28 protein-coding genes are annotated in these 26,812 nt (G+C 46.3%); 4 read left to right on the top strand and 24 right to left on the bottom strand.

Features of this window, described 5'->3' with window-relative positions:
• Positions 1–56 precede the first annotated feature (56 nt).
• Positions 57–788: a class I SAM-dependent methyltransferase gene (locus REC12_RS08625; RefSeq protein ID WP_308893621.1), complete on the top strand. Its 732-nt coding sequence runs from the start codon at positions 57–59 to the stop codon at positions 786–788.
• A gap of 307 nt (positions 789–1,095) precedes the next feature.
• Here the strand turns inward: REC12_RS08625 and REC12_RS08620 are convergent, their stop codons facing one another.
• The 6 genes from REC12_RS08620 to REC12_RS08595 form a co-directional block, all read right to left on the bottom strand.
• Positions 1,096–2,271, bottom strand: a complete 1,176-nt coding sequence (locus tag REC12_RS08620) for a DegT/DnrJ/EryC1/StrS family aminotransferase (RefSeq protein WP_374214191.1) — start codon at positions 2,269–2,271, stop codon at positions 1,096–1,098.
• A 116-nt stretch (positions 2,272–2,387) separates the two neighbouring features.
• Entirely contained in the window at positions 2,388–3,512 is a 1,125-nt protein-coding gene (locus REC12_RS08615; RefSeq protein ID WP_308893619.1) for a DegT/DnrJ/EryC1/StrS family aminotransferase, read from the bottom strand.
• 38 nt (positions 3,513–3,550) lie between these two features.
• Positions 3,551–4,324 carry a DeoR/GlpR family DNA-binding transcription regulator gene (locus tag REC12_RS08610; RefSeq protein ID WP_308893617.1) on the bottom strand — a complete coding sequence of 258 codons (774 nt, stop codon included), beginning with the start codon at positions 4,322–4,324 and terminating at the stop codon, positions 3,551–3,553.
• Between the two features lie 213 nt (positions 4,325–4,537).
• Complete coding sequence (locus REC12_RS08605; RefSeq protein WP_308893615.1) at positions 4,538–5,941, bottom strand: FMN-binding glutamate synthase family protein; 1,404 nt, start codon at positions 5,939–5,941, stop codon at positions 4,538–4,540.
• A gap of 33 nt (positions 5,942–5,974) precedes the next feature.
• A complete protein-coding gene (locus REC12_RS08600; protein WP_308893613.1) occupies positions 5,975–7,363 on the bottom strand; it encodes a cbb3-type cytochrome c oxidase subunit I in 1,389 nt (462 codons plus the stop codon).
• Positions 7,360–7,755, bottom strand: a complete 396-nt coding sequence (locus REC12_RS08595; protein WP_308893612.1) for a c-type cytochrome — start codon at positions 7,753–7,755, stop codon at positions 7,360–7,362. Before REC12_RS08595 ends, REC12_RS08600 begins: the two co-directional genes overlap by 4 nt.
• Before the next feature lie 239 nt (positions 7,756–7,994).
• Here REC12_RS08595 and REC12_RS08590 point away from each other — a divergent pair, with 239 nt between their 5' ends.
• The 3 genes from REC12_RS08590 (at position 7,995) to REC12_RS08580 (ending at position 11,504) form a co-directional block, all read left to right on the top strand.
• Positions 7,995–9,170 carry a pyridoxal phosphate-dependent aminotransferase gene (locus REC12_RS08590; protein WP_308893611.1) on the top strand — a complete coding sequence of 392 codons (1,176 nt, stop codon included), beginning with the start codon at positions 7,995–7,997 and terminating at the stop codon, positions 9,168–9,170.
• A 174-nt stretch (positions 9,171–9,344) separates the two neighbouring features.
• A complete protein-coding gene (locus REC12_RS08585) occupies positions 9,345–9,893 on the top strand; it encodes a hypothetical protein (protein ID WP_308893610.1) in 549 nt (182 codons plus the stop codon).
• Between the two features lie 303 nt (positions 9,894–10,196).
• Complete coding sequence (locus REC12_RS08580) at positions 10,197–11,504, top strand: aminotransferase class I/II-fold pyridoxal phosphate-dependent enzyme (RefSeq protein WP_308893609.1); 1,308 nt, start codon at positions 10,197–10,199, stop codon at positions 11,502–11,504.
• 132 nt (positions 11,505–11,636) lie between these two features.
• Here the strand turns inward: REC12_RS08580 and REC12_RS08575 are convergent, their stop codons facing one another.
• From REC12_RS08575 to REC12_RS26465, 18 genes are all read right to left on the bottom strand, one after another.
• The gene (locus REC12_RS08575; protein WP_308893608.1) at positions 11,637–12,695 is read right to left on the bottom strand and encodes a hypothetical protein; all 1,059 of its coding nucleotides are present in this window, start codon (positions 12,693–12,695) and stop codon (positions 11,637–11,639) included.
• A gap of 429 nt (positions 12,696–13,124) precedes the next feature.
• On the bottom strand, positions 13,125–14,105 hold the full coding sequence (locus REC12_RS08570) for an MBL fold metallo-hydrolase (RefSeq protein ID WP_308893606.1): 981 nt from the start codon (positions 14,103–14,105) through the stop codon (positions 13,125–13,127).
• Positions 14,106–14,154: 49 nt separating this feature from the next.
• Positions 14,155–15,849: a M3 family oligoendopeptidase gene (locus tag REC12_RS08565; RefSeq protein WP_308893605.1), complete on the bottom strand. Its 1,695-nt coding sequence runs from the start codon at positions 15,847–15,849 to the stop codon at positions 14,155–14,157.
• Between the two features lie 50 nt (positions 15,850–15,899).
• A complete protein-coding gene (locus REC12_RS08560) occupies positions 15,900–16,409 on the bottom strand; it encodes a GNAT family N-acetyltransferase (protein WP_308893603.1) in 510 nt (169 codons plus the stop codon).
• Positions 16,410–16,602: 193 nt separating this feature from the next.
• A complete protein-coding gene (locus REC12_RS08555; RefSeq protein ID WP_308893602.1) occupies positions 16,603–17,046 on the bottom strand; it encodes an acyl-CoA thioesterase in 444 nt (147 codons plus the stop codon).
• Positions 17,047–17,165: 119 nt separating this feature from the next.
• A complete protein-coding gene (locus REC12_RS08550) occupies positions 17,166–17,951 on the bottom strand; it encodes an enoyl-CoA hydratase/isomerase family protein (RefSeq protein ID WP_308893600.1) in 786 nt (261 codons plus the stop codon).
• Between the two features lie 70 nt (positions 17,952–18,021).
• The gene (locus REC12_RS08545) at positions 18,022–18,735 is read right to left on the bottom strand and encodes an NUDIX hydrolase (protein WP_308893599.1); all 714 of its coding nucleotides are present in this window, start codon (positions 18,733–18,735) and stop codon (positions 18,022–18,024) included.
• Between the two features lie 177 nt (positions 18,736–18,912).
• Positions 18,913–19,200 (bottom strand): hypothetical protein, encoded by a 288-nt coding sequence (locus tag REC12_RS08540; RefSeq protein ID WP_308893598.1) that lies wholly within the window; start codon positions 19,198–19,200, stop codon positions 18,913–18,915.
• Between the two features lie 200 nt (positions 19,201–19,400).
• Positions 19,401–20,072 (bottom strand): bifunctional phosphoribosyl-AMP cyclohydrolase/phosphoribosyl-ATP diphosphatase HisIE, encoded by a 672-nt coding sequence (gene hisIE / locus REC12_RS08535; RefSeq protein WP_308893597.1) that lies wholly within the window; start codon positions 20,070–20,072, stop codon positions 19,401–19,403.
• Between the two features lie 153 nt (positions 20,073–20,225).
• Positions 20,226–20,990 (bottom strand): imidazole glycerol phosphate synthase subunit HisF, encoded by a 765-nt coding sequence (gene hisF, locus REC12_RS08530; RefSeq protein ID WP_308893595.1) that lies wholly within the window; start codon positions 20,988–20,990, stop codon positions 20,226–20,228.
• 1 nt (position 20,991) lies between these two features.
• Positions 20,992–21,759: a 1-(5-phosphoribosyl)-5-[(5-phosphoribosylamino)methylideneamino]imidazole-4-carboxamide isomerase gene (gene hisA, locus REC12_RS08525; RefSeq protein WP_308893593.1), complete on the bottom strand. Its 768-nt coding sequence runs from the start codon at positions 21,757–21,759 to the stop codon at positions 20,992–20,994.
• Positions 21,737–22,366 (bottom strand): imidazole glycerol phosphate synthase subunit HisH, encoded by a 630-nt coding sequence (hisH, locus tag REC12_RS08520; RefSeq protein ID WP_308893591.1) that lies wholly within the window; start codon positions 22,364–22,366, stop codon positions 21,737–21,739. Before hisH ends, hisA begins: the two co-directional genes overlap by 23 nt.
• Before the next feature lie 30 nt (positions 22,367–22,396).
• Positions 22,397–22,987 carry an imidazoleglycerol-phosphate dehydratase HisB gene (hisB, locus tag REC12_RS08515; protein ID WP_308893689.1) on the bottom strand — a complete coding sequence of 197 codons (591 nt, stop codon included), beginning with the start codon at positions 22,985–22,987 and terminating at the stop codon, positions 22,397–22,399.
• Between the two features lie 120 nt (positions 22,988–23,107).
• The gene (gene hisC / locus REC12_RS08510; RefSeq protein WP_308893590.1) at positions 23,108–24,181 is read right to left on the bottom strand and encodes a histidinol-phosphate transaminase; all 1,074 of its coding nucleotides are present in this window, start codon (positions 24,179–24,181) and stop codon (positions 23,108–23,110) included.
• 21 nt (positions 24,182–24,202) lie between these two features.
• Positions 24,203–25,483, bottom strand: coding sequence for a histidinol dehydrogenase (hisD, locus tag REC12_RS08505; protein ID WP_308893588.1), 1,281 nt, complete (start codon positions 25,481–25,483; stop codon positions 24,203–24,205).
• 100 nt (positions 25,484–25,583) lie between these two features.
• The gene (gene hisG / locus REC12_RS08500) at positions 25,584–26,264 is read right to left on the bottom strand and encodes an ATP phosphoribosyltransferase (protein WP_308893587.1); all 681 of its coding nucleotides are present in this window, start codon (positions 26,262–26,264) and stop codon (positions 25,584–25,586) included.
• A 190-nt stretch (positions 26,265–26,454) separates the two neighbouring features.
• Complete coding sequence (locus REC12_RS08495; RefSeq protein WP_308893585.1) at positions 26,455–26,685, bottom strand: hypothetical protein; 231 nt, start codon at positions 26,683–26,685, stop codon at positions 26,455–26,457.
• The gene (locus REC12_RS26465) at positions 26,649–26,738 is read right to left on the bottom strand and encodes a group II intron maturase-specific domain-containing protein (protein WP_374214189.1); all 90 of its coding nucleotides are present in this window, start codon (positions 26,736–26,738) and stop codon (positions 26,649–26,651) included. The genes REC12_RS08495 and REC12_RS26465 overlap by 37 nt, the downstream gene beginning before the upstream one ends.
• Between the last annotated feature and the right edge of the window lie 74 nt (positions 26,739–26,812).

Raw genomic sequence — 26,812 nt, 5'->3', positions numbered from 1 at the left:
ATATAAGATGCACTCCGCACCTTATCAAGAAGTTGTTCGAAATAAAGGAGGAAATTATGACAAATAGCGTACTGAAATCCAAACCGAATTATGGTTTTGACGGTTCGCCTTTCGGCGTCACCATTGTTTGTTTTGTGGGAGTAGTTTGTTTTGGCGGGGGAGTTGCTTTAATCACTTTTCCCAGTCTCAGCCTGAAGATTGTGGCCTTTGTTCTTATGCTTTGCGGGTTGTTAATGGTTCTTGTTTGTGGTTCATATTTTTATTACATTAAGCTCGGCAAACTACACCGTAGGGACAAGATGATTTCCATGATCGATTGGCAAGGAAATGAAAAAGTCCTTGATATCGGCACCGGACGGGGACTTTTAATGATTGGTGCTGCCAAAAAATTGACTCTGGGAAAGAGCATCGGCATTGATATTTGGAATTCGGGAGACATGCACAGCAATACTTGGCAAAATACCATGAGAAATGCCGAGCTTGAGGGGGTCCTTGAAAAAGTTGAAGTAAGAAATGAGGATGTGCGAAGTATGTCCTTTCCCAATGATACCTTTGACGTGGTTCTTTCCAACCTTTGTATTCACAACATCCCTACCGAAGATGGACGAAAGAAAGCCTGCCAGGAAATAGCGAGAGTCTTGAAACCGAATGGAACAGCGATCATTTCCGACAAATCACACACAAAACAATATGGTGAAATTTTCGAAATGGAAGGGTTAACAGTGGAATTTTTTCGTCTTTCTTTTGACGGTTCACTCCGCAGGATTGTAAAGGCGGTCAAAAAGTGAAGCTTATATTTGATACAAAACGCTTCAAAACTATTTGTGATTGGTTGTTTTTGTAAAACGCAAAGGATAAAAGCATTTTCCCCAATGACGAATCACTACTGTATAAGTGAATGCTACCCTTAAACGCTCTACTCTTTTTACTTTTGAGTGGGATTTGCGTATAGAAAATGGCTATTTTTCTCTCCATTATTTTCTGATCTATTTTTTAATTTTCAGGTTTTTAAATAAAAAAGAAGACAGCTTTGCACGTACATTGTCAAGCTGTCTCTTATGCTCAAGACTAAAAGTTTATGTTTCTTAATCAGCTTTAAATTGACTCAACACAATCGATAAGCTCTTCAGCCACATATTCCGCCTCATCGAGAGTTAACTTCGAATAAAGGGGCAAAGAAATTTCGTTGGCATACTGAGCCTGGGCGTTCGGATAATCTTCCAGCCGGTAACCAAGATTCCGGTATAAGGTAAACATGGGCAATGGCATAAAATGCACATTCGTGGCGATATCCTTTTCCCCCATCTTTTGGATGACACGATCTCTCTGGTCCTCGCGCAAGCCTTTCAACCTTAAGGTATACAAATGATAGCAGGATTCCATGACTTCGTTTTTGTCAAAAGGCAGAATCGCCCAGTCCTTGCCGCCAAGTACCTGACTGTAAACCTGATGGAGCTCAGCCCGTTTTCTTAACATATCGTCATAGCGCCGCAGCTGAACCCTGCCGATAGCCGCCATAATATCCGTCATATTGCATTTAAAACCATCGGTTAAAATATCGTATTTCCAAGCCCCTGCCTGCATTTTAGAGAAAGCGTCCTTGTTTTGTCCGTGTAAGGAGGTATATTTAAATTCCTTATACAAGTCCTCTTTGCCCTGAAAACGATTGTTATTGTAGGTAATGGCCCCTCCTTCCGCCGTCGTCAGGTTTTTGATGGCATGGAAGGAAAACACATGGAAATCCATTTGTCCCCCGACCTTCCGGCCCTTATACCTGGCCCCAAAAGAGTGCGCCGAGTCGGAGATCAGCGTAATATCCTGGCGGTCTTTGGCCTTTAGAACCTCCCTTATCTGATCATAGTCAACCGGTACCCCGGCAATATCCACAGTCATGATCGCTCGTGTATTGGGGGTAATCGCTTCATACACCTTTTGTTCATCAATTAAAAAGCTGTCTCTTTTGACATCGACAAAGGTTGGCATGATTCCCCGGTGAACAAGCACATTGGAAGTTGCCGCATAGGTGTAAGGTGTTGTGATCACCTCATCCCCTTCGCCTATACCCAAGACCTTTAAAATAAGCTCCAAACCTGCGGTAGCACTATTCAAAGCAACTGCCTGCTCTGTGCCGCAATAATAGGCCAGCTCTTGTTCAAAGCGGGCAGAATTCGGACCGGTAGTGATCCAGCCCGACCTCAGTACTTCCGCTACCGCTTCAATTTCTTCTTCGGTAATATCCGGTGGTGAAAAGGGGATTTTTCTAATCGTCATCATCAAGCTCCTTCCCGATCTTCGTTGATCGCTTTAATTCTTTCCGACATGCCTGGCGTAAGATGTTCGGTACCGGAAAATTAAAACCTCAGGTTAATCCTTCAAAGAAAAACAGTCTAGCCCCCTTGGTAAAAGGCTTTTACCGTATCACAGATAAACTCTACTTCGTCCGTCGTTATCTCAGGATAGATCGGAAGGGCAATAATCTCTTCCGCTACCCGCTCGGCGACAGGAAAGTCTCCTTTTTGGTAGCCAAGATCTTTAAAGCAGGGCTGTAGATGCAGCGGGCGAGGATAATAGATGCTGTATCCGATTTCGTTCTTGGCCAAATGCTCTGCTAATTTGTCCCGGTTTTCTGCCAAAATATTAAAGACATAATAAACCTGCTTTTGATCACCTTTGACCTTAGGCAGTCTTACTCCCGGACAATCCTCTAACCTTTCCAGATAGCGCTTGGCAATCGCGGCGCGTTTGCTGACAGCATCGTCAATATATTTCAGCTTAACCGATAATATCGCCGCCTGAAGTGTATCTAAGCGTGAATTGTAACCGACATACTCGTAATGGTATTTTTTCGAGGCGCCGTGCACCCTATAGTATTTCGCCTTGCGCGCCAGTTCTTCATCATTGGTGATCATCATTCCCCCGTCACCGTAACCCCCCAGTGTCTTAGTCGGGAAAAACGAGAATACGCCAAAATCGCCGATAGTTCCGGCATGGCGATATTGTCCGCCCTGTCCCTTCCATCTCATGCCAAAGGCTTCCGCTGCGTCTTCCAGGACTCTCAGCCGGTATTTAGCCGCAATATCCATAATCCGATCCATATCCGCCATTTGGTCAAAGAGATGGATCGGCAGGATGCCAATCGTCTGTTGATTGACTTTTTCTTCGATTTTAGTTACATCCAAAGCGAAGGTCTCCTCGTTGATGTCCACAAAAACAGGGCGTCCCCGGTGTTTAGTGATACACGATGTCGAGGCCAGAAAGGTAAAAGGAGACGTAATGACCTCTTTGCCGTCCTTGAAGCCGAGAATATCTGAGGCTATCGTCAGAGCGTCTGTTCCCGAGGCCACACCGATGGCATATTTAGCTTGAGTGTATTGCTGAATCTCATTCTCCAGCTGAGCAACCTGTTCGCCTAAGATAAAATTTCCTTTTTCCAGAACTACCTGAATGGCACGATTAAATTCCTCTTTTTTTAAGGCATATTCCCTTTGGGACGTATAAAAACTTACTTTCATAACTCTCCGGCCTTCTTTCTTTCCAGGTATTCATGTCCTTAAATAGTTTCCTGAGCTACCAAGACTTTTACACCCGTTTGCTGAATTTTTTCCAGCTCTTCCTCGGGTGCCTCCCAATCCGTAATCAGAACATCCAATTCTCTTAAAGCAATAGTTCTGGCAAAAAACTCCGTTCCCACCTTGTCAAAATTAGCCAGGCATATTTTTTGACGGGAAACCTCCGCCACAGTCCTTTGGAATATCGCGCCTTCAGGAGTTGAACTGCTCAACCCATGTTTGGCGGAAATTCCTCCTCCCGTCAGGAAGGCTTTGTCAATGCGCAAGGTCCTGACAAATTCTGTTGCCAGAGGATCAACAATCCCTTCTTCTCTTTCAATTTTTCCACAGACGATATAGGTTTCAATATGACCGTAATTTTTTAACTTCTCAGCGATGATCAGCGAATTGGTGATGACGGTATAGTCCCGATCAACCGGCAGGTATTTCAGCAATATGTAGTGAATGCTTGCGCCGCCGATAAAGACTGTATCCCCCTGCTCGATGTAAGAGGCGGCAAGCTTGGCAACGGCGTTTTGATGCTCGGTTCCTTCACTGTAGCGAATCTTGTCATCCATCGGAAACCTTCTGACCTTAGAGAGCGAGACAGCACCGCCGTGAGTTCTTTTAAGAAGGCCCTCTTCCTCCATCGTTGTTAAGTCCCGGCGGACGGTATCAATGGAAACCTGAAATTCATCCGCAAGTTCTTTCGCAAATACCCTGCGCGAGGCTTTGATTTTGGCAAGAATTTTCTCACGCCGTTCCTCTGCAAACATATCTTTACCCCTTTTAGAAATATCCTACCCTGATCATAGCACTTTTGTGCAGTTTTGTTAAGTATATATTACAGTTTATTGCTGTTTTTTGCTGTAAAAATTTAAAAGGCCCTTATCATGATCGTTATCCTCTGTCTGGCTAGTTGCCAAGGGACAGAAATGATATTTAGTCGTGCTCAGAGAAACTCGTTAGGGAAGCTGCTTGCTTCATTTTCAATAACCCCTCTTTACACCGGTCACTTCGGCAGTCAAAGAATCCAAGGCAACCATATCATCCGGAGAAAGTTCTTGGAGAGATGTTTTGCCCAAAGCCCTCATTCCTTCTTCCATTTCTAAAACCATAGCCGTCAGGCTGTTAACCACACTTGTGGCAGCCTGATCTATATCCAGCTTTCCTTTGGAGGGTGAGTCATAATAGACCAATGTCGTTGGCGGTTCCCAAGGTATTACTTTTCTGACTTGGTTGTGAGTCAGAGACAGAAGCGGAACAGTAGCCATATAAATGGCATCCGCCCCCAGAGCAATGGCTTTGAGACACTCTCCGGGCGTAAAATATCCCCCGGCGGCAATCAGGCTGATTCGCTCCCGCACCTTTTGGCTCTTTAAAAAGCGGACGGCTCTGCTCAAGGCAAAAAGACTGGGAATACCAAAATCATCTTGTTTAATCGGAGTTGTAGCGTGGGACCCTCCCTGCGCTCCATCAATAATAACGGCATCAAAGCCTAATTGAATCGCAACCGCCAGATCTTCCTCCAGATTGCCGGTGGCCATAAGCTTTAAAGCGATAGGAATACCGTTTGCCCGTTTGCGCAAACTTTTCATAAAGCCCGGCCAATCACTTGGTCTTTGTATCCCCGGCGGCGCCGGAAAAGCTGTGGCCGGTTCATCGGGAGCCAGCCCTGAAAGCTCTTGCGCCCGGCCCTGAAATTCTATGGCCTCCACCGCTACCGAGCCCACATCGGCGCCTTGCCCCATTTGTACTTCCAGCATATCGGCAGAAGCGACCTGCTCTTGTGTTCTGGCTCCCCAGGCCCAACGGGAAATTTGCAGGACATATTTTCCCGCTTCTTGACGCTCTTCCGGCAAATAAGGCCCTTCTCCGGAGCAAGTGGAGGTTTGTAAGGCCTTGGCCGCCCTGGCCAAAGCCCTTTTGGCTTCCTCACTGAGGGCAATCCCATAAGCCATGGCTCCAATCATAATCGGAATATTAATGGTCATCGGCCTAGCGGCTTTCGGGCCAAGGGTAACCTGCATATTCAGCGGAGTGCTTTCCGGTAAGGACATTTTCGTCATTAAGTGGGGAGAAAACATGAGGTTATCGTACCCGGGAAAATGTTTGGGAGAGCCAAGAGGGCGTGTAACGATCTTCCCGCTTTGAGAGCGAAAGCCAAGCTCCAGAATATTTAATACCGAGATTCGCTTTCCTGCCGGCCACACTTCCATCAGATTCTGAGTGTATTTGTCTGAAAGCAATTTGTCCACAAATTCGCTGACCTGCTGACCTATGATATAGCGCATTATTGGCTTGATCGTTAGTGTAAGCACTAAAAGCAATTGAAGGACCAGCAAAAAGATCAGGAGAAACGACCAAAGAGAGTTCGTTATTGTCATCTGCATTTTCTGACCTCATTACCTAAAGTTCGGCTACTGTTACTTTTGGGGTTTGGTGGCCTTCCATGTCTTATAAAAGCTCCACGCCAAAAGAAGGTCGCCCAGCATAAAGATTATTCCCCCTAAAGCCCGTATCATTAAATAGGGATTAAGGAGCATACGAACCTGCATAAAATCCATATCCAGAATTCTCCAAAGATAAGTCTCCACAAAGCCGGCGACCAACAGGGCCGAGGCCATGACAATCAGCCCGCTGTTCAGCAGCAGGACAGCCAAAACTCCGCCTCTGTAGCTTTTGAGAGTTGGTTCGCTGCCCTGGCTGAGAACATAATAACAACCCGCTAATACCGTAAAGCCCAAACTGCCGAAGAGAGCCAAATGAGCATGACCGGATGTAACATAGGTTCCGTGCATGTAGAGATTGACCCAAGGTATTGTCATAAACAGTCCTAGGAGGGATGCGCCGGTTATATGGTAAAAAATGCTGCTGAGCAGCAGCCATAAGGTGAGTTTCTCGCGCCTGCTCCCGACTTTGGCCTCTTTCAAGCCTTTATAGGTCATATGAACCAGCAGGCCCACAGGAATGACTTCCACGAGACTGACTAAAGAGCCAAGCACCAGCCAAATAGCCGGGAAACCGATCCAGTAATAATGGTGTCCGGTAGCGTACAAACCTCCAACGACAGCTAAGGTAGCCTCTAAATAAAGCCACTTCTCCACTTTGCTTCGGTCCGCTAAACCGGAAACAACATAAAAGGTGGCGATAAATCCGGCAGATGTCAACTCAAGGGCCATTTCTTCCCATAAATGAATGATCCAGTACTTTATTGCCTCGTCCGCGACGGGGTTGCTGTAAGTTATAGTATTTGGCAGTAAAAGAATGCCCAGGAAACACATGCCCACGGTCATAATCGCCGCCGCCGGTGTAATATTCTTCTTATCGCTTAAAAGGGTTCTTATCAGATTATAAGAGGCTAAGGCCAGAGATAAACAAATGCCGACATAGAAAATAGGCATCCCTTCCAAGAATTCGCGTCCGTTGCCAATTTTCAGGGCTAAGGTTCCGAAAATGGACAAGGAAAAGGCCAGGACAATCCAGTATTGCCAACGGGCCAAAGAAGGAGAATAGATCTCTCGATTCAGCTCCGCCGTGATAAAAAAATAAACCATACCCATCGTCCCGATCAGCGGCCAAAGATCTGCCAAGCCCAAATGAATCGCCCTGCCGTACTCAAAAGGGATCGGTGACGGTAAATCAGGTATTACCAGATCCAGGGCACCCATCAAAGCCACGATACTTTGCAGGGCAAATAAGGCTACGGCAGAAAGACAATACCTGCGGCTGATTTTTTGGGCCAGAAATTGTTGTTTGGGAATTGGGGCTTTATTAGTCTTTCCCCTAAAGGAAAATAATTTAAATAGTTTCAAAAATTTTTCCCCTCCTCACCTTGTTGGGGAGGCCACCCTAAGGTCGGTATTGTGTCGACAAACTCCAGATAATCCACCAAATTTGCAGCGTCCGCTTCAGCAAGGGCCGGATGGCGGGTATAATTGTTAGGACGCATAACCGGCGGCTCCACAAGAAAGTGAATGAGGGAAGACGGAGCCTTTTTGGCCACAATATGGGTCAAATCCTCTGCCGCATACCCCCCATCGCCAAATAAAGTATGGCAACTGACGCAATTATGTCTTTGCCAGACAAGCTTACCCGCGACAGCGCGTTGGGGAATAGAAGAAGGAAGCCTGGCCGATATTAAGGTAATTCCGGCGAATAAACCAAAAGACACGATGCTTAGCAGTAAGAACGTGCGCAATTTCAAAATATTCCCTTCCATTCTGTATATCTGTAGTTTATCCAACACATGGTATTGTTTGCCATTAATATGAAAGTATACCAAACTGTAAACTTAGGAAAACTTCTTATACACATAAACCCGGGAAACAAGTTATAATATAGTTCAAATTAGGGATTAATACTCCTGGGCTCCACTTTATATTGAGCGAACATCATCAATGTACTTAAACACCATAAGATTTACTATTTTTGAAAGGAGACTTTATGAAACAAGTATTTGCTGAGAGAATGGCCTTGCTCGGTACGGAAACTGCCTTTGAAGTTTTGGCAAGGGCCAAAAAGTTAGAAGCTCAAGGGAAGGACATTGTTCACCTGGAAATTGGTGAGCCGGACTTCAACACACCCCAAAATATTATTGACGCCGCCTGTCTGGCCTTAGCCAACGGATACACCCATTACACACCCGCTCCAGGCCTTCAAGAGGTGCGCGAAACCATTGCGGAATACATTATCCGCCATAAAAACGTGGAAGTATCCGCAGAGAATGTCGTCATTGTTCCCGGCGGCAAGCCGATCATGTTTTTCTCGATACTTGCCACTGTGAATCCGGGGGATGAAGTTATTTATCCTAATCCCGGCTTTCCTATTTATGAATCCGTCATCCGGTTTGCCGGCGGGAAACCGGTTCCTATTCCTTTACGGGAAGAAAATCAATTCCGCTTAGACGTCAATGAACTCGCCCAACTGATTACTCCCCATACGAAAATGCTTATTATCAACTCTCCGGGCAACCCCACCGGCGGCGTACTCACTGACAAAGACATCGAAGCCATCGCCGACTTAGTGCGGGGAAAGGAAATACTCGTCCTATCCGACGAAATTTACGATCGCATTGTGTATGGTGATACTCGCCCCCTCTCCATTGCCTCACTCCCGGGGATGAAGGATTGGACAATCATTTTGGATGGGTTTTCCAAGACCTTCGCTATGACAGGCTGGCGGTTAGGATACGGGGTGATGCATCCTGAGATCGCCGACCGGCTGGCTCAGCTTATGGTCAATTCCAATTCCTGCACCTCCGCTTTTACGCAGATGGCCGGCAAAGAAGCCCTCACCGGGCCTCAAGCAGACGTTGAACGCATGGTGGCCGAATTTAAAAAACGCCGCGACCTTATTGTCAAAGGACTGAATTCCATCCCCGGAATTACTTGCCTGGCGCCGGAGGGGTCCTTCTACGTTTTCCCCAATATAAAATCCTTCGCCAAGAACTGTAAAGAGGTAGCGGATTATCTTCTCAACAACGCGGGCGTCGCCTGTTTAGGAGGTACCGCCTTTGGCTCATATGGTGAAGGATATCTCCGCCTCTCTTATGCTAACTCGACAGAGAACATTCAAAAAGCTTTAGAACGCATCGAAACAGCTTTAGGCAAGCTAAGATAACAGGGCATCCCAAGTAGGGCACCTATAAAAACGCTGGAGCAGAGACTCCAGCGTTTTTTCAATTTTATGGTCTGTCAGCCATTACTTGCAAAATAACTGGATACATTTTAGTGATTTTGTTATATAATCTCAATATACATAATTTTATCCATTTCAGATTAAGGGAGGATTACTATGAAGAACAAAAGATTTTTGGTGTTCCTAGGGTTGATTTTAGTCATGATGCTTTCTTTTCCCGGTATTGCCTCTGCCCAAACCGATAAATATGGTTATAACGCCGAAGCCATGACCTTCAAGGGAACTTTAGACAATTGGGAAATCTTTATCAGCGGTACGGGAGCTGATCCAATCCCTTTCACCTGGCGAGACAAAGGTACCGTTTTTCTTGAGCGGAAATGGGACAAGCGCTTTAATGCCATGCTCCAGGGAAATCCGCCTTCAGCTCCCGGAGCTTGGGAAAAAGCTGATCTCTGGGAATATTTAACCGGTGATCAGTTGGGCTGGACATGGCACGAGACTATGGAAATTGTCTATTCTCCCAATACTCCGATTCCAAACGCCATTGCCGTGCCGGCTGAGGATATGGGGCTCTCCGGGTTTTATTATGTACAATTAAAAGAATGGACAACAGGGCCTAAGGGAGAAGTTATTGTGTCTCAGGATCTCTCTCTTAAAAACAAACCCATAAAAGGACCCCATAAAGGACATACCTGGAAGCATTAGGTTCCAGACATAATATGAGAAACTGGCTGACGTCTTGGCATAGACGTCAGCCAGTTTAATTTTGGTTTTCTTAAGGTCATGCTCCCCTGCTCTTTAGCCATAATATACCGCACATTGTATACCTTAGATTTTTGTCTCATCCTAGTAGAGGAAACCGTTATTTTAGTGTAAAATTTACTTGCTTGACAGTTGAGCAACAATTCGGACTGTGTTGGTAAAGAAGCTTCTATACATAGAATAACTATTGAACTATTACTTAATAACAAGGAAAACAGGCTGACTTAAGAAAGGGAGAAGCAATGTATGAATGAGATCGCAGAAGAGTTGAATCGCCAGATACGGCAGGCAAATCCTCATGTTTTTGAATTGTTGTCAGATCTCGGTAAAAATCTGTACTTTCCTAAAGGAATCTTAACTCAGAGCGCGGAAGCGAAGCAAAAAGCCTATCGCTATAATGCAACCATAGGAATTGCGACTGAGCAGAATCAACCAATGTTTTTACCTGTAATTCAAGAAACGCTGGCCAAATACGAGCCTAAGAACCTATATCCCTACGCTCCGCCTGCGGGAAAACCCGAATTACGACATTTGTGGCGTGAAAAAATGCTTAAAGAAAACCCTTCACTTAAGGAGAAATCCTTTAGCAACCCCATCGTTACCAATGCCTTGACTCATGGTCTAAGCATTGTGGCTGATCTTTTCCTTAATGAAAATGATCCCCTAATTTTGCCCGATAAATTGTGGGGTAATTATAATCTTATTTTTGGCCTCCGCAGGGGGGCGAAAAACGTTACGTTTCCTTTCTATACTGAGAAGGGAACTTTCAATACGGCGGGTATGAAAGAAGCCATACTTTCTGAAAGAGATCACGGAAAAGCTGTTTTGTTGCTCAATTTCCCCAATAACCCAACGGGCTATACTCCCCGTGAACAAGAAGCTTCGGAACTTGTTGCTGCCTTGAAGGAAATCGCCGACCAAGGAATGAACTTAGTCGTTGTGACAGATGATGCTTATTTTGGCTTATTTTACGAGGACTCTGTCAAGGAATCACTATTTGCCAGAATTGCCAACATTCATCCCAGAATATTAGCGGTCAAAGCAGACGGAGCTACAAAAGAAGATTTTGTTTGGGGCTTTCGTGTCGGTTTTATTACTTACGCCTGTGAGCACCCGGCAATCTTAAACGCTTTAGAAAATAAGACTTTAGGCATTATTCGGGGAACAATTTCCAGTTCTTCTCACCCCGCTCAAACTTTTTTAATCAATGCTTTACAATCCCGGGAATTTGAAGCTCAGAAAACCGTAAAATTTGAACTTCTGAAAAAGCGGGCGGCCAAAGTCAAACAAATACTTAAGCAGGGAAATTATAATGATGCTTGGGACTACTATCCATTCAATTCAGGCTATTTCATGTGTCTTAAACTTAATGGAGTAAACGCCGAGTCCCTGCGCCTTCACCTCCTAGAAAAATACGGAGTTGGAATTATTTCCATAGGACAAACCGATGTACGCGTTGCTTTCTCATGCGTCGAAGAAGAAGAATTGAAGCAACTCTTTGACCTTATTTACCAAGGATTTCAGGATTTAAAAGCTGAAAAAGCAGAAAACTAAGGAGCCTATCCTTTAGGTCAGCTAGGTCAAAATTTGTCTATGTACGGCAACAAACTCCGCACTACTTTTTAAAAGCGATGCGGAGTTTGTTTTTTCTTAGAGACAGTGAGACAAGATGAAGCGTTCTAAATTTTATTTACTAAAAACAGCATCTTCCTGAGCCTGGGTAATCGTGCCGTTGGTGACGAGAGCATCCAGAGCCGTTTTCATTCCGTTAGCAGACCCCTGTTTGAACTCGCCCTTTGCCGCACCTTTGTTCATGCCAGCTGTGAGCGCGTTTTCGATAGCGGTTTCTTGATCCGCGGTTATTGTTCCGGCGGTGACAAGTCCATCCAGAGCAGTCTTAAATGCGTTGGAAGCGCCTTGCTTAAACTCACCCGTTGTTGCACCTGATTTGAAAGCGGATGTAACTGCGTTTTCAATAGCCGTTTCTTGATCCGCAGTTATTGTTCCGGCAGTGACGAGACTATCCAAGGCAGTTTTAAACCCGTTGGTCGCTCCTTGCGTGAACTGGTGCTTAGTTGTACCGGTTTTCATACCTGAGGTGACCGCATTTTCGATAGCCGTTTCCTGGTCCGCAGTTATTGTTCCGGCAGTGACAAGACTATCTAAAGCAGTTTTAAACCCGTTGGTCGCCCCTTGCTTAAATTCTCCTTTGGTTGCACCTGATTTGAAGGCGGATGTAACTGCGTTTTCAATAGCTGTTTCTTGATCCGCGGTTATTGTTCCGGCAGTGACAAGACTATCCAGAGCAGTTTTAAACCCGTTGGTCGCCCCTTGCCTGAACTGGTGGCTAGTTGTACCGGCTTTCATACCTGAGGTGAGCACGTTTTCAATAGCCGTTTCTTGATCCGCAGTTATTGTTCCGGCAGTGACAAGTCCATCTAAAGCAGTTTTAAATCCATTAGAAACTCCTTTTTGGGACTCACCATTTCCCAGACTTGACTTCATACCTGCAGAGATTGCATTTTGGATGGCATCCTCTTGAGCCTGGGTCAAAGTGCCTGATGATACCAGGCTATCCAGATGGCTTTTAAATCCACCTTTAGCACTGCTTGCATATGTTCGGGTAAACTTCGAGGAATGTACGGAGACATTGTCTGTCGTGGCTGCATAAACGGCCGTCGCCGATAAAAGAGTTGTAACAGCCGTAGCTATTACGATTGTTTTCGTTTTATTCAGTTTCATCATTGCGGAACCTACACCTCCTTAAAATTTGCCGTAACCCTCTAAATCGAAGTTACTGCATAGTAATAATTTACTACTTTTTTAAGTACAGGATATGTGGTTCATATGAATAAAATATGGTATCTTTGTGAACAATTTGTCAGGACGCCTGCCGACACTTATTTTACTCAAATTATCCCCTGACAACGGAACTTCAAAGTTATCCATAGGGATATCTAAGACTCCCGCTTCGGCAAGCGGTGAGTTAAGAGCGGATTAGTCCCTGGATAAGTGCGACTAAGATTCAGATGGAGTTAAAACTTCACCTGAATCAAGTCTTCTTTATTGGCGCACGTTTAAAAGACCGCCCCCGTAAACATTTAGCGGGAACGGTCTAATTTATATTAGGGAAATTAAGTCTGCCTATCGGATAAGAGAGCATTTCAATTACCGTCAGACAAGACCATAATAATAGGCTCCATCGTTTTCGATCCGTTCGACTCGCCCGGTATGCACGAGGTGCTCCAGATGAGACAAGGCCTCCCCGGAGGCAAACCACTTTTGAGGATGAGGGAAATCCTCCCACTTTTTATAACTTAAATCCCAATGCATAGAAGCAGCCATTTCAGCGATTGTTTTTCTTCCGCCCCGCAAAATATCCAAAATCTCTTGGAGTCGTTCATCATGATGGGTGATCAGCTCGGTAATTCTGGTCTGATGATCCCGGATTATTTTTCTGTGGGCCGTGAACAAATAGTTTATATCATACTCTCTGACTTTATTTAGGCTCCTCAAATACGTCGCTAAGATGTCCTGGTCAAATCCCCAGAAAGTTATATTGGGAGTAATCCCATCTAAAATATGGTCACCGCAAAAAAACAGCTTGTGACTTGGCTCATAAAGGCCAATATGTCCCGGGGTATGGCCGGGAACATCGACAACTTCCATACAGTAATCCCCAACAACCAGTTTATCCCCTTCGGACAAAGGCGTAAATTCCAGAGGCTCATCAAGTCTAGACCCAAACTCCTTCCCAAACCTTGAGGCAGAATCATTGTCAAAGCCAAAGATTCGGTTGAGTGTTGCAAAGAAAGTGTCACGCTCTGATTTTCGCTTTTGGGAAGTTTGATTAAAAAGCTCTCCGTCAGTTTGACTAAAATAGATTGTTTTCACGCCATGTTCTTTAAGGACAGGCGCCAGCCCTGAGTGATCGGTATGCATATGGGTAATCAGAAGATCTGTCTTTTTCAGATCAATCTCCAATTCCTTTAAGCCTTCCATTAAAGCGGCCTGGCATTCTAAAGTATTAAAACCTGTATCAATAATTAAATTTCCGGAATCAGAAACTAAGATATAACTGTTAATAGCCCTTAAGGGATTTTTCGGCAAAGGTATTTCATTCAGATAGATTCCGGGATAAACTTCAGTAACCAAGATAAAAGCCCCCAATTTAAATAAACTGCGTTTTAAATCAGCTTAAGTTCTAGAACTGACTGTCGTCAACCTTATCAAGCCATTCTTCAATGGCCTTAACAACGTTTTGGACACACTGATCTTCAAAGGGAGATATTAACCGGGCTAATTTGACCAATTCCAGAAATGACTGACTGCCGCCGGCCTGACATAATTTCAGGTAATCCTGCCAGGCAGTTTCCCGGTCCTCCCTCGAACGTTTCCAGAACTGGAAGGCGCAGAGCTGAGCAAGAGTATAGTCTATATAGTAGAATGGAGCACTGAAAATATGACTTTGCTGATGCCAATACCCGCCTTGCTCCAGGTAGCTGTTGCTTTCATAATTGCGGTGAGGAAGATATTTTTTCTCAAGCTGTCTCCAGACACTTTTTCTTTCTTCTATGCTCGCTTCAGGTTGGGAATAAACAAAATGCTGAAACTCATCGACAGCTACACCGTAGGGAATAAAAAGAAGCGCCTCACTCAAATGCGTAAAACGGTATTTGTCTGCTGATTCTTTGAAAAACAGTTCCATCCAAGGCCAGACAAAAAACTCCATACTCATGGAATGGATTTCGCAGGACTCATACGTAGGCCATTGATATTCCGGCAAAGAAAAGTTCCGGCTGCTGTATACCTGAAAAGCATGGCCCGCTTCGTGGGTTAAAACGTCGACATCAGCGGATGTCCCATTGAAATTGGAAAAAATGAACGGTGAATAATACTCGCTGATAAATGTACAATATCCGCCTCCGGCTTTGCCCTTTTTGCTCACCAAATCCATAAGTTCATGATCTAACATAAAGGTAAAGAATTCATCTGTTTCCGGGGACAATTCCTTGTACATCTTTCGCCCATTGTCCAAAATCCATTCCGGATCTCCCTGAGGCTTAGCGTTTCCCTTTAAAAAGCTGAACTTTTCGTCATAATACCTAAGCTCAGCCAATCCCAGCCGACGTCTCTGCCGCTCACGCAGTTTGGAGGCTGCGGGTACGATTTGCTCAGCCACTTGTCTGCGAAAATTAGCCACCATTTCCGGATTATAATCCGAACGCAGCATTCGGGCGTAACCAAGCTCTACATAGTTTTCATACCCAAGTTTCCTGGCAATCTGAGTTCGAACCTTTACCAGCTCATCGTAAAGCTTATCGATTGCTTGCTCATGGGCAGCAAAAAAGCCATATCTTGCTTCGCTGGCTTTCTTTCTCATAGACCGGTCCGTTGACTGTTGGAAAGGACCAAGACCCGGCAGGTTGCGCTCCTCACCCTCGAACATGATACTTGCTGAGGCGATGAGTTTCGTGTATTCTGTCGCCAGTTTGTTCTCCAACTGCAAATCCTCGATAATTTCCGGTCTGAAGGTCTTTAAGGTCAGCTCGGCAATCGTAAAAAGCTGTCTGCCCCATTTCTCCTCCAAAGCACTGCGGAACCGGGAACCGACCAGGGCCTGATAAAATTCGGAAATCAGTCCTTGATAGATGGGCGTCGTTTCGTCAAAGTATTCTTGTTCCTGCTCATAATATGTATCCGTCGTATCAATAGTATGGCGAATCGAGGCCAACTGAGACATTGACTCAAATTCCCCGCGCAGCGTGTTAATTTCAACCATTGCCTCATCTTGCTCATCAGCCTTCGCGGCCTTTGTAAACTTATCCAGCAAGGCCGTGAATCTGACTTTTATTGCCTCAAGATCAGGCCGACGGTATGGATAATCTTTGAATTTCATGAACTCACCTTCCTAATTATCACTGGGTCACGATTGAATGATCACTTAATTTAAGAGAAGCTGCTTGCCAGTTTATACAATGCTTCATCGTGGACTCTATAGACTGTCCATTCTGCCATGGGAACCGCTCCTAATTGTTTATAAAACGTGATCGAAGGTTGGTTCCAGTCTAAACACCACCATTCCAAACGACCACAGTTTCTTTCTATTACCAATTGGGCGAGAAAGGAAAGAATTATTTTACCCAATCCTTTCCCTCTCATTTCCGGTTTGATGTATAAATCCTCCAAATATATTCCCGGTTTGCCTAAAAACGTAGAATAGTTGTGAAAGAATAAGGCAAATCCCACAGGCCGGTTCTTATATTCCCCAATAATCACCTCAGCCATCTTCCTTTGGAATAATGATTCCTTCAAACTTTCCTCTGTGGCTACGACATCAGAGAGCATTTTTTCATACTCCGCTAGTTCTTTAATAAATCCTAAGATAAGCGCAACATCTTCGCTCTCCGCAAATCGTAATTTAAACTCAGGAATTTTAGTGTCAACAAGCCGCGGCATTTTTTATCCCCAATCCAATTTTAGTGAAATTAGTTTGTGCCCTTTCCGTCAGCGTTTCTTCTGTAAAACACTCTCTTTACATCCTCTTGCTCCCAGCTAGTTATTTTGCTGGTGCCGCATAGCAGTACGGAGGGCCACCCTTATAATATTTCAATAACTAATTGTCCTCATACTTCTCATGCCTCTCTACATTTTAACTCAAATCCTTGGAAAAGGAAGTCCCTTCAAACTCTTCGATTCGTTTCCTGAGCACAGAGGGGATCTCCGCTTTGCGTGACGCATGATAATCATACATCACAATAACCCCTTCGCCGGAGGCCGCCACTCCCGCTGTTTCGCTGACGATTAAATGCTCCATAACAAAGCTGGACTTACTCATAGATTTTATTTTGGCACCTACTCTGACTTCATCGGGAAATTGCAAGGGTTTATGGTACTTGCAGATCGTCTGAGCGAGAATCGGGCCGAGATTTGTCTCCAATTTGAGGTCCAAAAGCCCAATTTCTCTGAAATATTGAATCCGAGCAGTTTCAAAATATCTTATATAATAAACGTTATTGAGATGACCAAAGGAGTCCATTTCCCCCCAGGCTATCGGTATCGTTACTTGAACCGGAAAATCCGCCAATTCTGCCATTCTATTCGTCGCCTCCCAGATAATCAAAACTCGGAATAATTTGATATTAGTTTAAAGTTCCAGCATCTCTGATTCAAGGCTTTCTATAAACCCTGCAAACAAATACTTAAGAGTCAGCCTCACTTATTTTGAAACACCGGTTTGCGCTTCTCGGCAAAAGCCCGGCATCCTTCTTGGAAATCAGCGGATGCCCAGGTCAGAACCTGGTACATAGCTTCCAACTCAGTCTGCTGATAATAATCATTGCGGCAGGCTTCACGCATCAGTTTCTTATCCAAGCCTACCGTCAGCATGGGCTGCCGGGCCAGCCTCTCAGCCCATGCTATGGCTTCCGGCAGGCACTCCTCAGGAGATACGATTTTATTCAGAAATCCCAGTTTATCGGCTTCCGCAGCGTCAATAATTTTACCAAACCACAGCAATTCCAGCGCCTTATGGTAGCCAACTTTTTGATTTAAAAAATAGGAAGCGCCGCTATCCGGGCAAAAGGCCAACTGCATAAAAGTAAAGCCGAAACGGGCTTTTTCCGAAGCAATAATCAGATCGCAAGCCAAACAGGCGGCTAAAGAAGCGCCGGCAACGACTCCATTGACTGCCGCTATCACCGGCTTTTTCAGCTCGTAAATCGTAGTCACGAGGTCGCCAGAGGAGTCGTAAGTTTCCTTAGCACTAATAGGATCTTTAATCACGGCCAAGGTCGAGATATCTCCCCCGCTCGACCAGCCATTGCCGGCGCCTGTAACAACCAGAACTCTCACCGCTTCATTTTCCGAAACCTCACGGCAGGCTGCCTGAACATCCCGGCAAAACTGATCATTAACGGCGTTCATAGTCTCAGGTCGATTGAATGTCAGCACAGCAACCCCTGTTTCCCTAACATCAAGTTTAACAGTCTCCCATTTCATTTCTTTACCGCCTCTCCCCACTTAGCTTATAATCATCACTATCCTTTTCTTAATTCTCCCAAAATACAAACTATTCCTTCTTTTTCTGGCCGGAGGATATGGTTTTGCCTTTTGTCCCGCCTAAACTCCTGATCTTTACCGCAACGTCTCTGATTAAGCGGGCTGTGATTCCCCAAATAGTAACATCGTCAACTCTGTAGACATAGATATTGCTTTGCACGTTTCCCCACTGCCTGTGGTAGCGATCCGGAAGCCCCAATTCTTTGGCAGGAAAGGTTATGACCTCTTCTCCGGACTGATTGATATAGGAAGGATGAACTTCTAAAGTTACTTGGTAAATTTCCGGCTCATTTTTCTCGAAATAAGCAACCGGAATCGTAAAAATTCTCTCTACCTCAGCCGTATTTATTTTTAAGTTCTCCAAACCGTCTACATCAAGAACTCCCAGAAAAGCATCCACTGTTGTGCCCGTTGTCGAAATCACTGTATCTAACGGCCCGATAACTTTAATTTTTTCAGCCTTGGCCCCCAATTCTTCTTCAGTTTCCCGAACGGCCGCTTCCTGATAATCCGCGTCCCTTTCCGGATCAAATTTCCCTCCCGGAAAACAAATCTCGCCGGCCTGCCTTATCTGGGCAGCCCTTTTTTCAAAAACAAAGTGATATTCGCCGCCCATAAACATCAACAATACTAAGACAGCCGAATTGAAGTATTCATCTTTCCCGTTAATTCCCGGCGCCAAAGGCAATAATTTCTTTAGGCCTTCAAGTATAAATTCATCCATGCACTCACTCCCATATTTAATTCTCACAGGAATCCTCTTTCTTGAGAACTCCTCTTGCCCAATCCCATCGAATCCCTGCCACCAATCTATTCCTATCCGAACGATTAAGTAACAATTAATAAGAACAAGGCCGGAAGCATTTGCCTCCAGCCTTGTTTCCGTCACCAGACTATATCACTAAAGTCGCTCATACTCGCCTTTATCATTCAGATACTGGATGTCAAAGCAACCATAATACTCACCATACATATCAAAAGGATCAAAGCCGCTTTTTTTGGTGTTATCGTCTGAATAGCCAATAAAGTAGACAACTTCATCAACGTCACGCATACGAAATTTATACTGAGGTCCTGCTTCAAACTTTTTAATCAGCTGCTCGAATTCTTCAGTACCCTTTTTAGCCTCCGAGCTAAAGTATTCTGTAAACTGTTTGTTTTCCAGACAATCCTCCGTGATCTTAAACACAGCAACCACCTACATTCTATTTTGCGCTCTAGCTTTTAATCATTTATTTTGCCATTATTAATAAATAAATCACGGTAGTTTAACAAAAAGTGATATCTTCAGACCTAAGCCCAGTTTTTCTCTCACAAAGCATTTTCTAATAGTATACTATACAATTCTCCAAATTCCAAAATACTCCTTCTTGCTTAGACCAAATTTACTTATTTTTTTCTTATGTAAAGCTCCTTGCTGATTTCTTCAACCCCCACTCCGCGCTCTTCCAACATTACCAGAACATGATAAAACAAATCCGCGACCTCATATCGAATCTCGCCTGGATCGGCATTTTTAGCGGCAATAATGACCTCGGCACACTCTTCGCCAACTTTTTTAAGGATTTTATCAATCCCTTTTTCAAACAGATAAGTGGTATAAGCGCCTTCCGGGCGTTCCTGATTGCGGGAATGAATCACTGCGCTCAAAAGCTCCAAGGTTCTTCCTAAAGGCATCTGAGGCCGTACTTCGGGTTCTCCTAAAACTTTAAACCCATCACGTTCCAAATTATAGTGAAAACAGGAAAAATGATTCTCATGACAGGCCATCCCGGTCTGTTTCACCGTCAAAAGCAAGGCATCCTGGTCACAATCAAATTTTATATCCACAATTTCCTGGTAATGCCCCGAAGTCTCTCCCTTCAGCCACAGGGCTTGCCTGCTGCGGCTGTAATAACAAGCCTTGCCTTCGCGCAAAGTCCTGCGCAAAGCTTCCTCATTCATATATGCAAGCATGAGAACTTCTTTCGTCTCTACATCCTGAGCAATCGCCGGAACCAGTCCCTGAGCGTCCCAACGTATTCCGGACAAATCCGGAAATTCTCTTTGATTTTCTTCCATTTCGCATCTCTACCTTTCCTGATATATCCTCGACCCAAGCCCGGACCACGGGCCTGACAACGGCATGCCGTCTTAAGGCAGGCAGACAGCAAACTCCCTAAAAGCAGCCTTGAACGGCCAGTTTGCTCTGCAGGCGTATGACTGAGCGCCGTGTCACACAAGTCCCCTTACCGGAATCCCCCGTTCCGCCAGATATTTCTTCGCTTCTCTAATACTATACTCTTTATAATGAAAAATCGAAGCAGCCAAAACCGCGTCCGCTTCCCCGAGTGTTAAGCCTTCCGCCAAATGCTCCAAAGTTCCTACTCCGCCGCTGGCTATAACCGGCAGGGATACGGTCCGGCTTACCGCCCTGGTCAATTCCAATTCATACCCGACCTTCGTGCCATCCCGGTCCATGGAAGTCAGGAGAATTTCCCCGGCACCAAGCTTCTCAGCCTCCTCGGCCCAGGCCAGCACATCCTTGCCGGTTGCCGTCCTGCCTCCATGAATGTACACTTCCCACTGCCCGGGAGCTGTGCTCCGGGCGTCAATCGCCAGAACAATACATTGGCTTCCGAAAGCATAGGCGCCTTCCTGAATCAAGCGGGGATTCTGAACCGCCGAGGTGTTTAAGGACACTTTGTCCGCGCCTGCCCTCAACATCTTGCGAATATCTTCAATCGTCCTCAACCCGCCGCCGATTGTAAAGGGAATAAAAACCTCTTCCGCTGTCCTGCGTACTACCTCCACCATCGTCTCCCGTTTATCCGACGAAGCTGTAATATCCAGGAAAACAAGTTCGTCAGCACCTTCCCGATCATAGAGGGCGGCCAGTTCTACCGGGTCTCCCGCGTCCCGCAATTGAACAAAATTTGTCCCCTTAACAACACGCCCGTCATGAACGTCCAGACAGGGAATAATTCTCTTGCTTAACATTTCATTCCCCCCTGCTCCCGTTAGTTTTATCCTCGGGCTTGAATTGAGCGGCCTTCAGAGCTTCCCGCAAGGTAAAAGCTCCGCTGTAAAGAGCTTTTCCCGTAATAGCGCCTTCAATGGAGACTCCTTTCAGATGCTCGGACTGCAAGCGGCGTAAATCCTCTAAGCTGGATATCCCCCCGGAAGCGATAACGCCCAGCCCGCTTTCCCGGGCTAAATGAACCGTACTTTCAATGTTCGGACCACTCAGCATGCCATCCCGGGCTATGTCCGTGAAAACAACGCTTTTAACGCCCACAGCTTTCATGGCCCGCGCCAAATCAAGAACCTGCATCTCAGTCGCTTCAGCCCACCCCTGGACCGCAACCTGACCGTTCATGGCGTCAATCCCCACTACAATCCGTGCCCCATAGCGGCGTGCGGCTTCGGCAACCAATTGTGGATTCTTAACGGCAATCGTCCCTAAAATAACCCGCTCCACTCCTAAATCCAAAAGTTCGCTGATCCGCTCCAGCGTGCGAATTCCTCCTCCTACCTGAACCTTCAGGGAAACATTCCCGACAATTTTCCGGATGACTTCATCATTGACCGGCTTTCCGGTAAATGCTCCATTCAAATCAACGACATGCAAATGGGAGGCACCTTGCCTCTCAAAGCCTTGGGCCACTTCAAGAGGATCGTCGGCATAAACCGTAGAATCTTCCATCCGGCCCTGCAATAAACGCACCGCTTTTCCCTCTTTTAGATCAATGGCTGGAAAGAGCAGCATACTCACTCACCAACTTTCCAAAATTAGACAGAAGCTGAAGCCCCCAAGGACTTGATTTTTCCGGATGAAACTGCGCCCCCCAGACATTGTCTTTCCCCACAAGGGCAGGAAAAACGACCCCGTAATCGCTCGTCCCTATAATATCCCGTTGGTTTGCCGGCAATGCGTAGAACGAATGCACAAAATAAAAGTAGGCTTGATCGGGAATTCCTTCTAATAACCGTGAGGGCTGAACTAAATTTACGTTGTTCCAGCCCATGTGAGGGACCTTACCGCCGGGCGGAAATTTTACCACACGGCCTGCCAGAAGCCCTAAACCGGCATGTTCTCCATGTTCTTCTCCGAATTCAAAAAGCACCTGCATGCCGAGGCAAATCCCCAGAAAGGGACGGCCCGAGCCTGCAAAGCCGATGATCGGCTCAATCCATTCCCCACGTTGCAAAGCTTCCATGGCATCGGCGAAAGCTCCGACTCCCGGGAGAATAACTCCGTCAACAAGCGGCAAATCCCGGGGAGTTGTCATGATCTTCGCTTCGAAGCCAACCTTGGCCAAGGCCTTTTCCACGCTTCGCAAATTTCCCCGTCCATAATCCACAATTCCTATCACTTTCATTCCTCCCGTGCGCATTAAACCATTTTACAAAATTCCTTTTGTTGAAAGAATACCACTGTAGCGGGTATTCTGGCGCAAGGCAAGACCCAGAGCCCTCCCGACTCCTTTAAAAGCCGCCTCAAGGATATGATGAAGGTTTCTTCCGGAAATTTGCCGGATATGCAACGTTAAGCCACTCTGCACAGCCAAAGCCCGAAAAAATTCTTCAGCCATTTCAAAGGGAAACTGGCCAACCATTCCTTCGGAAAGTGCCATATCCCAGACAAGATACGGGCGATTGGAGAGGTCCAAGGCTACCTGGACTAAGGCTTCATCCATAGGAAGAAGCGTCTCCCCGATCCGCTCGATTCCCGCCTTATCACCACAGGCTTCCCGCAATGCTTGCCCAAGGACGATGCCGCAGTCTTCGATAGTGTGGTGAGTATCCACTTTTAAATCTCCGCTGGCCTGGAGCAGAAGATCGAAATAGGCAAAGCGGGCAAAGGCCGTGAGCATATGATCAAAAAATCCTATCCCCGTCTCCACCTGAGCCTCTCCGCTTCCGTCAAGGTTCAGGCGAACCCGGATTTCAGTCTCTTTGGTTTTACGTTCCACATAAACTTCCCTCATAACGATAACCATGCCTTTCGCCGGCTCAAGGCACAGAACGGGGTAATTCCCTCCTCACTGTCTTGAGCTTATTTTCTAAACTAAGTCCACTATGTTTGTCCACTATGCTAACCAGGACCGCTATGGTTAAAGGGCGTTGATCTCCGCAACGGCCTGCAAAAAGCTCTCGTTTTCCTCAGGCAGTCCGGCACTGAGGCGCAGGCATTTGCCCAGAACCGGAAGCACGCCCATATTGCGCACAAGGAATCCTCTTTTTAAAAGTTCCCTGGCCCAACTGTCCGAATCTTTCGGTCTAAAGAGGATGAAATTAGCCTTGGTTGGATAGATAGTCAGCCCGGAAACCTTGGCTAATTCCTCGAAAAGTTTTCGGGTCTCATCCTTAATCGTTTGAATTTGTATTTGATAGTCCTGTAAATATCCTAAGGCCAGAATCCCTGCTTTCTGGCTCAAAGAATTAACGTTAAAGGGGGGCCGCACGCGATTAATTAAATCAATAGTTCCTGCCTGCCCTAATAAATAGCCCAAACGCAGGCCGGCCATGCCGAAAGCTTTGGAAAACGTCCGCAGAATCACCAAGTTGGGGTAATTTTTCAACTCAGGAATAAGAGTTTCCCCGGAAAATTCCGCATAGGCCTCATCGACCACTACCATCTTGCCGCTTTCCCTCACGAGCCGCAGAATATCCTGGCGCGGAAACAAGGAACCCGTGGGATTATTGGGGTTGCAGACGATCAACACATGGACATCGGGGGCTTTGGCGGCTTGCAGCATTTGTTCCACATCCAGATAAAGTCCTTCAAGCAGGGGAACCTCCTTGACTGCCGTACTTGTTAAGTGGGCGGAGATCTGGTACATACTGAAGGTCGGGGGGTGAACGACCAAAGATTTTCCCGCGCCGCCGAAGGTGAGAAGAATAAGCTGAATAAGCTCGTCGGAACCATTGCCGACCAGAATTTCCTCCGGAGACAGTTTGACATATCCGCCTATGGCCTGTCTCAGCGCTTGGGCCATCCCATCCGGGTAGCGATTAAAGGCCGGACTCTCAGCGGCTAATTTTTCCCGCATGCCGGCGGGCCAGGGAAAGGGGTTTTCATTGGCATCCAGAGTAATGCACTGAGGCATATGGTTCGCTTTATAGGGAACCAGCCGGCGAACTTCCGGGCGCACAAACTCTTCGACTTGTTGCAAACTAATTTCCATAGCTGGCCTAACTCCTTACTTTTATTTTTTAAAGCGCGCCTCGACGGCCCGGGCATGAGCTTCCAGCCCTTCGCTGCGGGCAAGCAGGGCAATCTGCTGACTGTCCCGCTTCAAGGCGGTTTCCGAATACCCTATCACACTGACTTTTTTCATAAAAGTATCGACATTAAGGGGAGAATAAAACCTCGCCGTCCCTCCTGTCGGCAGTACGTGATTAGGTCCCGCAAAATAATCTCCCACAGGTTCGGGAGAATATCTGCCCAAAAAAACTGCTCCGACATTCTTAACTTGCCCCAACCATGAATAAGGGTCTTTGACAACCAATTCAAAATGCTCCGGTGCGATTTGATTGGCCAAAGCCAAGCCTTCCCTAAGATCGGCAACCAAAATTGCCGCTCCGTAAGTTTCCCAGGAGGCTCGGGCAATTTCCGCCCGAGGCAAATCAGACAACTGCCTTTCCACCTCTCGAACTGTTTCTTCAAGGAGCGTGCGCGAGGGGGACACTAATATTGCTGAAGCAAGCCGGTCATGCTCGGCCTGTGACAGCAGATCCGCCGCTAACTCTTCCGCTCGCCCGCTTTCATCCGCGAGAATCAGAATTTCGCTCGGCCCTGCCAGCATATCAATATCGACGCTGCCAAAGACCTGCTTTTTAGCCAGTGTCACGTAAATATTACCGGGACCGGTAATTTTATCAACCCGGGAGATACTCTCGGTTCCATAGGCCAAAGCCGCAATCCCCTGAGCTCCCCCCACTTTATAGATCTCGGTTACTCCGGCTTCGGCGGCCGCCACTAATACTTCGGGCAGAAGCGTGCCGTCAGAGCGAGGCGGACTGACCATAACGATCTCTTTAACTCCCGCCACCAGAGCGGGCAAAGCGTTCATCAACACCGAAGACGGATAGGAAGCCGTCCCGCCGGGTACGTAAACCCCCACACGCTGAAGGGGCAGTAAAAGCTGGCCTAAAATACTCCCGTCGGAATCAGGATCGAGCCAGGAAACCCGCTTTTGTTTCTCATGATAGCGCAAAATATTCTCCTTTGCCCTGCGCAAGGCTTGAAGGAAATCCTCACCTACTTTGCGATAAGCGCTTTCCAGCTCATCCTCCGTGACTTTCAGCCCTTGGGAACGCAGATTGACGCGGTCAAATTCCTCAGTCATCTGATAAATCGTCTCGTCCCCATCTTCACGAACACGCTTCAGGATTTCCGCCACGCGCTGCTCAAGGCCCTTGTCGTCTCCGTAAGATTTACGCGTCAAACGGCTTAAATCAATGTTTTCCAAAGTCTCAACGTTCATCTTCATTCCCCCCTCATTAGCACCTGCAAAAACTCAAGTTTAAAAACTTTCCCAGGCTCAATCGCCTGTAAAACATTTACCTGCTCACCGGCACTCAAACCTATTTTGCCGAAATGTCTTCATTCATCTCCTGGCGCAGCTTGCCGACAATATCCCTGATACGTTCATGTTTCATGCGATAGGCCACCCGATTGGCTATCAAACGGGAGGTAGCCTCAAGAATTGGCGCAACTTCTACAAGGTGATTTTCCCGCAGTGTCTTTCCGGTTGAAACAATGTCGACAATCATTTCTGCCAGACCAACACAGGGCGCAAGTTCAATGTTTCCGTGCAATTTGATCGGACTGACCTGCATACCTAAGCCGCTGAAAAAGGCCTCGGCGACTCTCGGGAATTTCGTCGCAACCCGCTGATAGTTCAAGCCGCTTAAATCATACTCGCCATTCGCAAGTTTGGGCGGAACCCTCCCTTCAGGCATGGCGACCACAAAACGGCAATAGCCAAATTTCAAGTCCAATAATTCAACAACATCTTTATTTTCTTCCAAAAGTGTGTCCTTGCCGGCAATCCCCAAGTCAGCTGCCCCATATTCAATGTAAGTCGGAATATCTGTGGCCCGGCAAATTATGATCTTAACGTTGTCCGCCGGCAAATCATAGAAAAGCTTCCGCGAATCTTCGTTGACATGGTTGCACTCTATTCCAATCCGGCTCAGCAACCGGACTGAGTCAATCAGTAATTTTCCCTTAGGCAGGGCAATTGTTAAAAAATCCTTTTCCACTAAGCTTCCCCTTTCGTTACGTTCCGAATCTTTAATACTTTATCTAATTAAAGCGTTAACATGTTACTATTATACCAACCGTCCGCTGCCCTGGCAACCCCTTTTATATAATTAAGTAGGAGGCGGGGTTTCCCCGCCGTCCTCTTACACCACCGTACGTACCGTTCGGTATACGGCGGTTCGCCAAGTGTTACGAACTTCTAGATATCGGTCCATGACGCTGACTAATCCGAGCTACTGCCAATATTCCCTCGTGAAGATGGAAGTAACAAGTAAAGACGCCGCCCAAGGGCCTTTTCTTGTAGACGAAAAACCCAAGGCCATCCATTCCCGAGCTCCATCCGCCCTGAACTGTCTTATTCGTGACATTCCTTTCTTCCATTGCTACCACACGCACATTCTTAATCGGTGGCGTATCCATTGATCAATTTCCATCAGTATCTTTCGAGCGTCAGCAAGGGCGTAATATCCCATCCAGCCTGTTAAGTACTGAGAAAATTTCTAATGCGTTGCTCCATGGAGATTGGTTTATTTCTCTGTGTATGTTC

This window comes from Candidatus Desulfosporosinus nitrosoreducens (assembly GCF_030954495.1).
Lineage (GTDB): Bacteria > Bacillota > Desulfitobacteriia > Desulfitobacteriales > Desulfitobacteriaceae > Desulfosporosinus > Desulfosporosinus nitrosoreducens.
Note: the sequence above shows the minus strand (reverse complement) of the source record. Positions and strands in the feature narration are given on the sequence as shown.

Bases quoted from the DNA above. Each gene is read 5' to 3' on its own strand.
- REC12_RS08625 (WP_308893621.1), top strand. From the start codon at position 57: ATGACAAATAGCGTACTGAAATCCAAACCGAATTATGGTTTTGACGGT.
- REC12_RS08620 (WP_374214191.1), bottom strand. From the start codon at position 2,271: ATGACGATTAGAAAAATCCCCTTTTCACCACCGGATATTACCGAAGAA.
- REC12_RS08615 (WP_308893619.1), bottom strand. From the start codon at position 3,512: ATGAAAGTAAGTTTTTATACGTCCCAAAGGGAATATGCCTTAAAAAAA.
- REC12_RS08610 (WP_308893617.1), bottom strand. From the start codon at position 4,324: ATGTTTGCAGAGGAACGGCGTGAGAAAATTCTTGCCAAAATCAAAGCC.
- REC12_RS08605 (WP_308893615.1), bottom strand. From the start codon at position 5,941: ATGCAGATGACAATAACGAACTCTCTTTGGTCGTTTCTCCTGATCTTT.
- REC12_RS08590 (WP_308893611.1), top strand. From the start codon at position 7,995: ATGAAACAAGTATTTGCTGAGAGAATGGCCTTGCTCGGTACGGAAACT.
- REC12_RS08585 (WP_308893610.1), top strand. From the start codon at position 9,345: ATGAAGAACAAAAGATTTTTGGTGTTCCTAGGGTTGATTTTAGTCATG.
- REC12_RS08580 (WP_308893609.1), top strand. From the start codon at position 10,197: ATGAATGAGATCGCAGAAGAGTTGAATCGCCAGATACGGCAGGCAAAT.
- REC12_RS08575 (WP_308893608.1), bottom strand. From the start codon at position 12,695: ATGATGAAACTGAATAAAACGAAAACAATCGTAATAGCTACGGCTGTT.
- REC12_RS08565 (WP_308893605.1), bottom strand. From the start codon at position 15,849: ATGAAATTCAAAGATTATCCATACCGTCGGCCTGATCTTGAGGCAATA.
- REC12_RS08560 (WP_308893603.1), bottom strand. From the start codon at position 16,409: ATGCCGCGGCTTGTTGACACTAAAATTCCTGAGTTTAAATTACGATTT.
- REC12_RS08555 (WP_308893602.1), bottom strand. From the start codon at position 17,046: ATGGCAGAATTGGCGGATTTTCCGGTTCAAGTAACGATACCGATAGCC.
- REC12_RS08550 (WP_308893600.1), bottom strand. From the start codon at position 17,951: ATGAAATGGGAGACTGTTAAACTTGATGTTAGGGAAACAGGGGTTGCT.
- REC12_RS08545 (WP_308893599.1), bottom strand. From the start codon at position 18,735: ATGGATGAATTTATACTTGAAGGCCTAAAGAAATTATTGCCTTTGGCG.
- hisIE (WP_308893597.1), bottom strand. From the start codon at position 20,072: ATGGAAGAAAATCAAAGAGAATTTCCGGATTTGTCCGGAATACGTTGG.
- hisF (WP_308893595.1), bottom strand. From the start codon at position 20,990: ATGTTAAGCAAGAGAATTATTCCCTGTCTGGACGTTCATGACGGGCGT.
- hisA (WP_308893593.1), bottom strand. From the start codon at position 21,759: ATGCTGCTCTTTCCAGCCATTGATCTAAAAGAGGGAAAAGCGGTGCGT.
- hisC (WP_308893590.1), bottom strand. From the start codon at position 24,181: ATGGAAATTAGTTTGCAACAAGTCGAAGAGTTTGTGCGCCCGGAAGTT.
- hisD (WP_308893588.1), bottom strand. From the start codon at position 25,483: ATGAACGTTGAGACTTTGGAAAACATTGATTTAAGCCGTTTGACGCGT.
- REC12_RS08495 (WP_308893585.1), bottom strand. From the start codon at position 26,685: ATGGATACGCCACCGATTAAGAATGTGCGTGTGGTAGCAATGGAAGAA.
- REC12_RS26465 (WP_374214189.1), bottom strand. From the start codon at position 26,738: ATGGGATATTACGCCCTTGCTGACGCTCGAAAGATACTGATGGAAATT.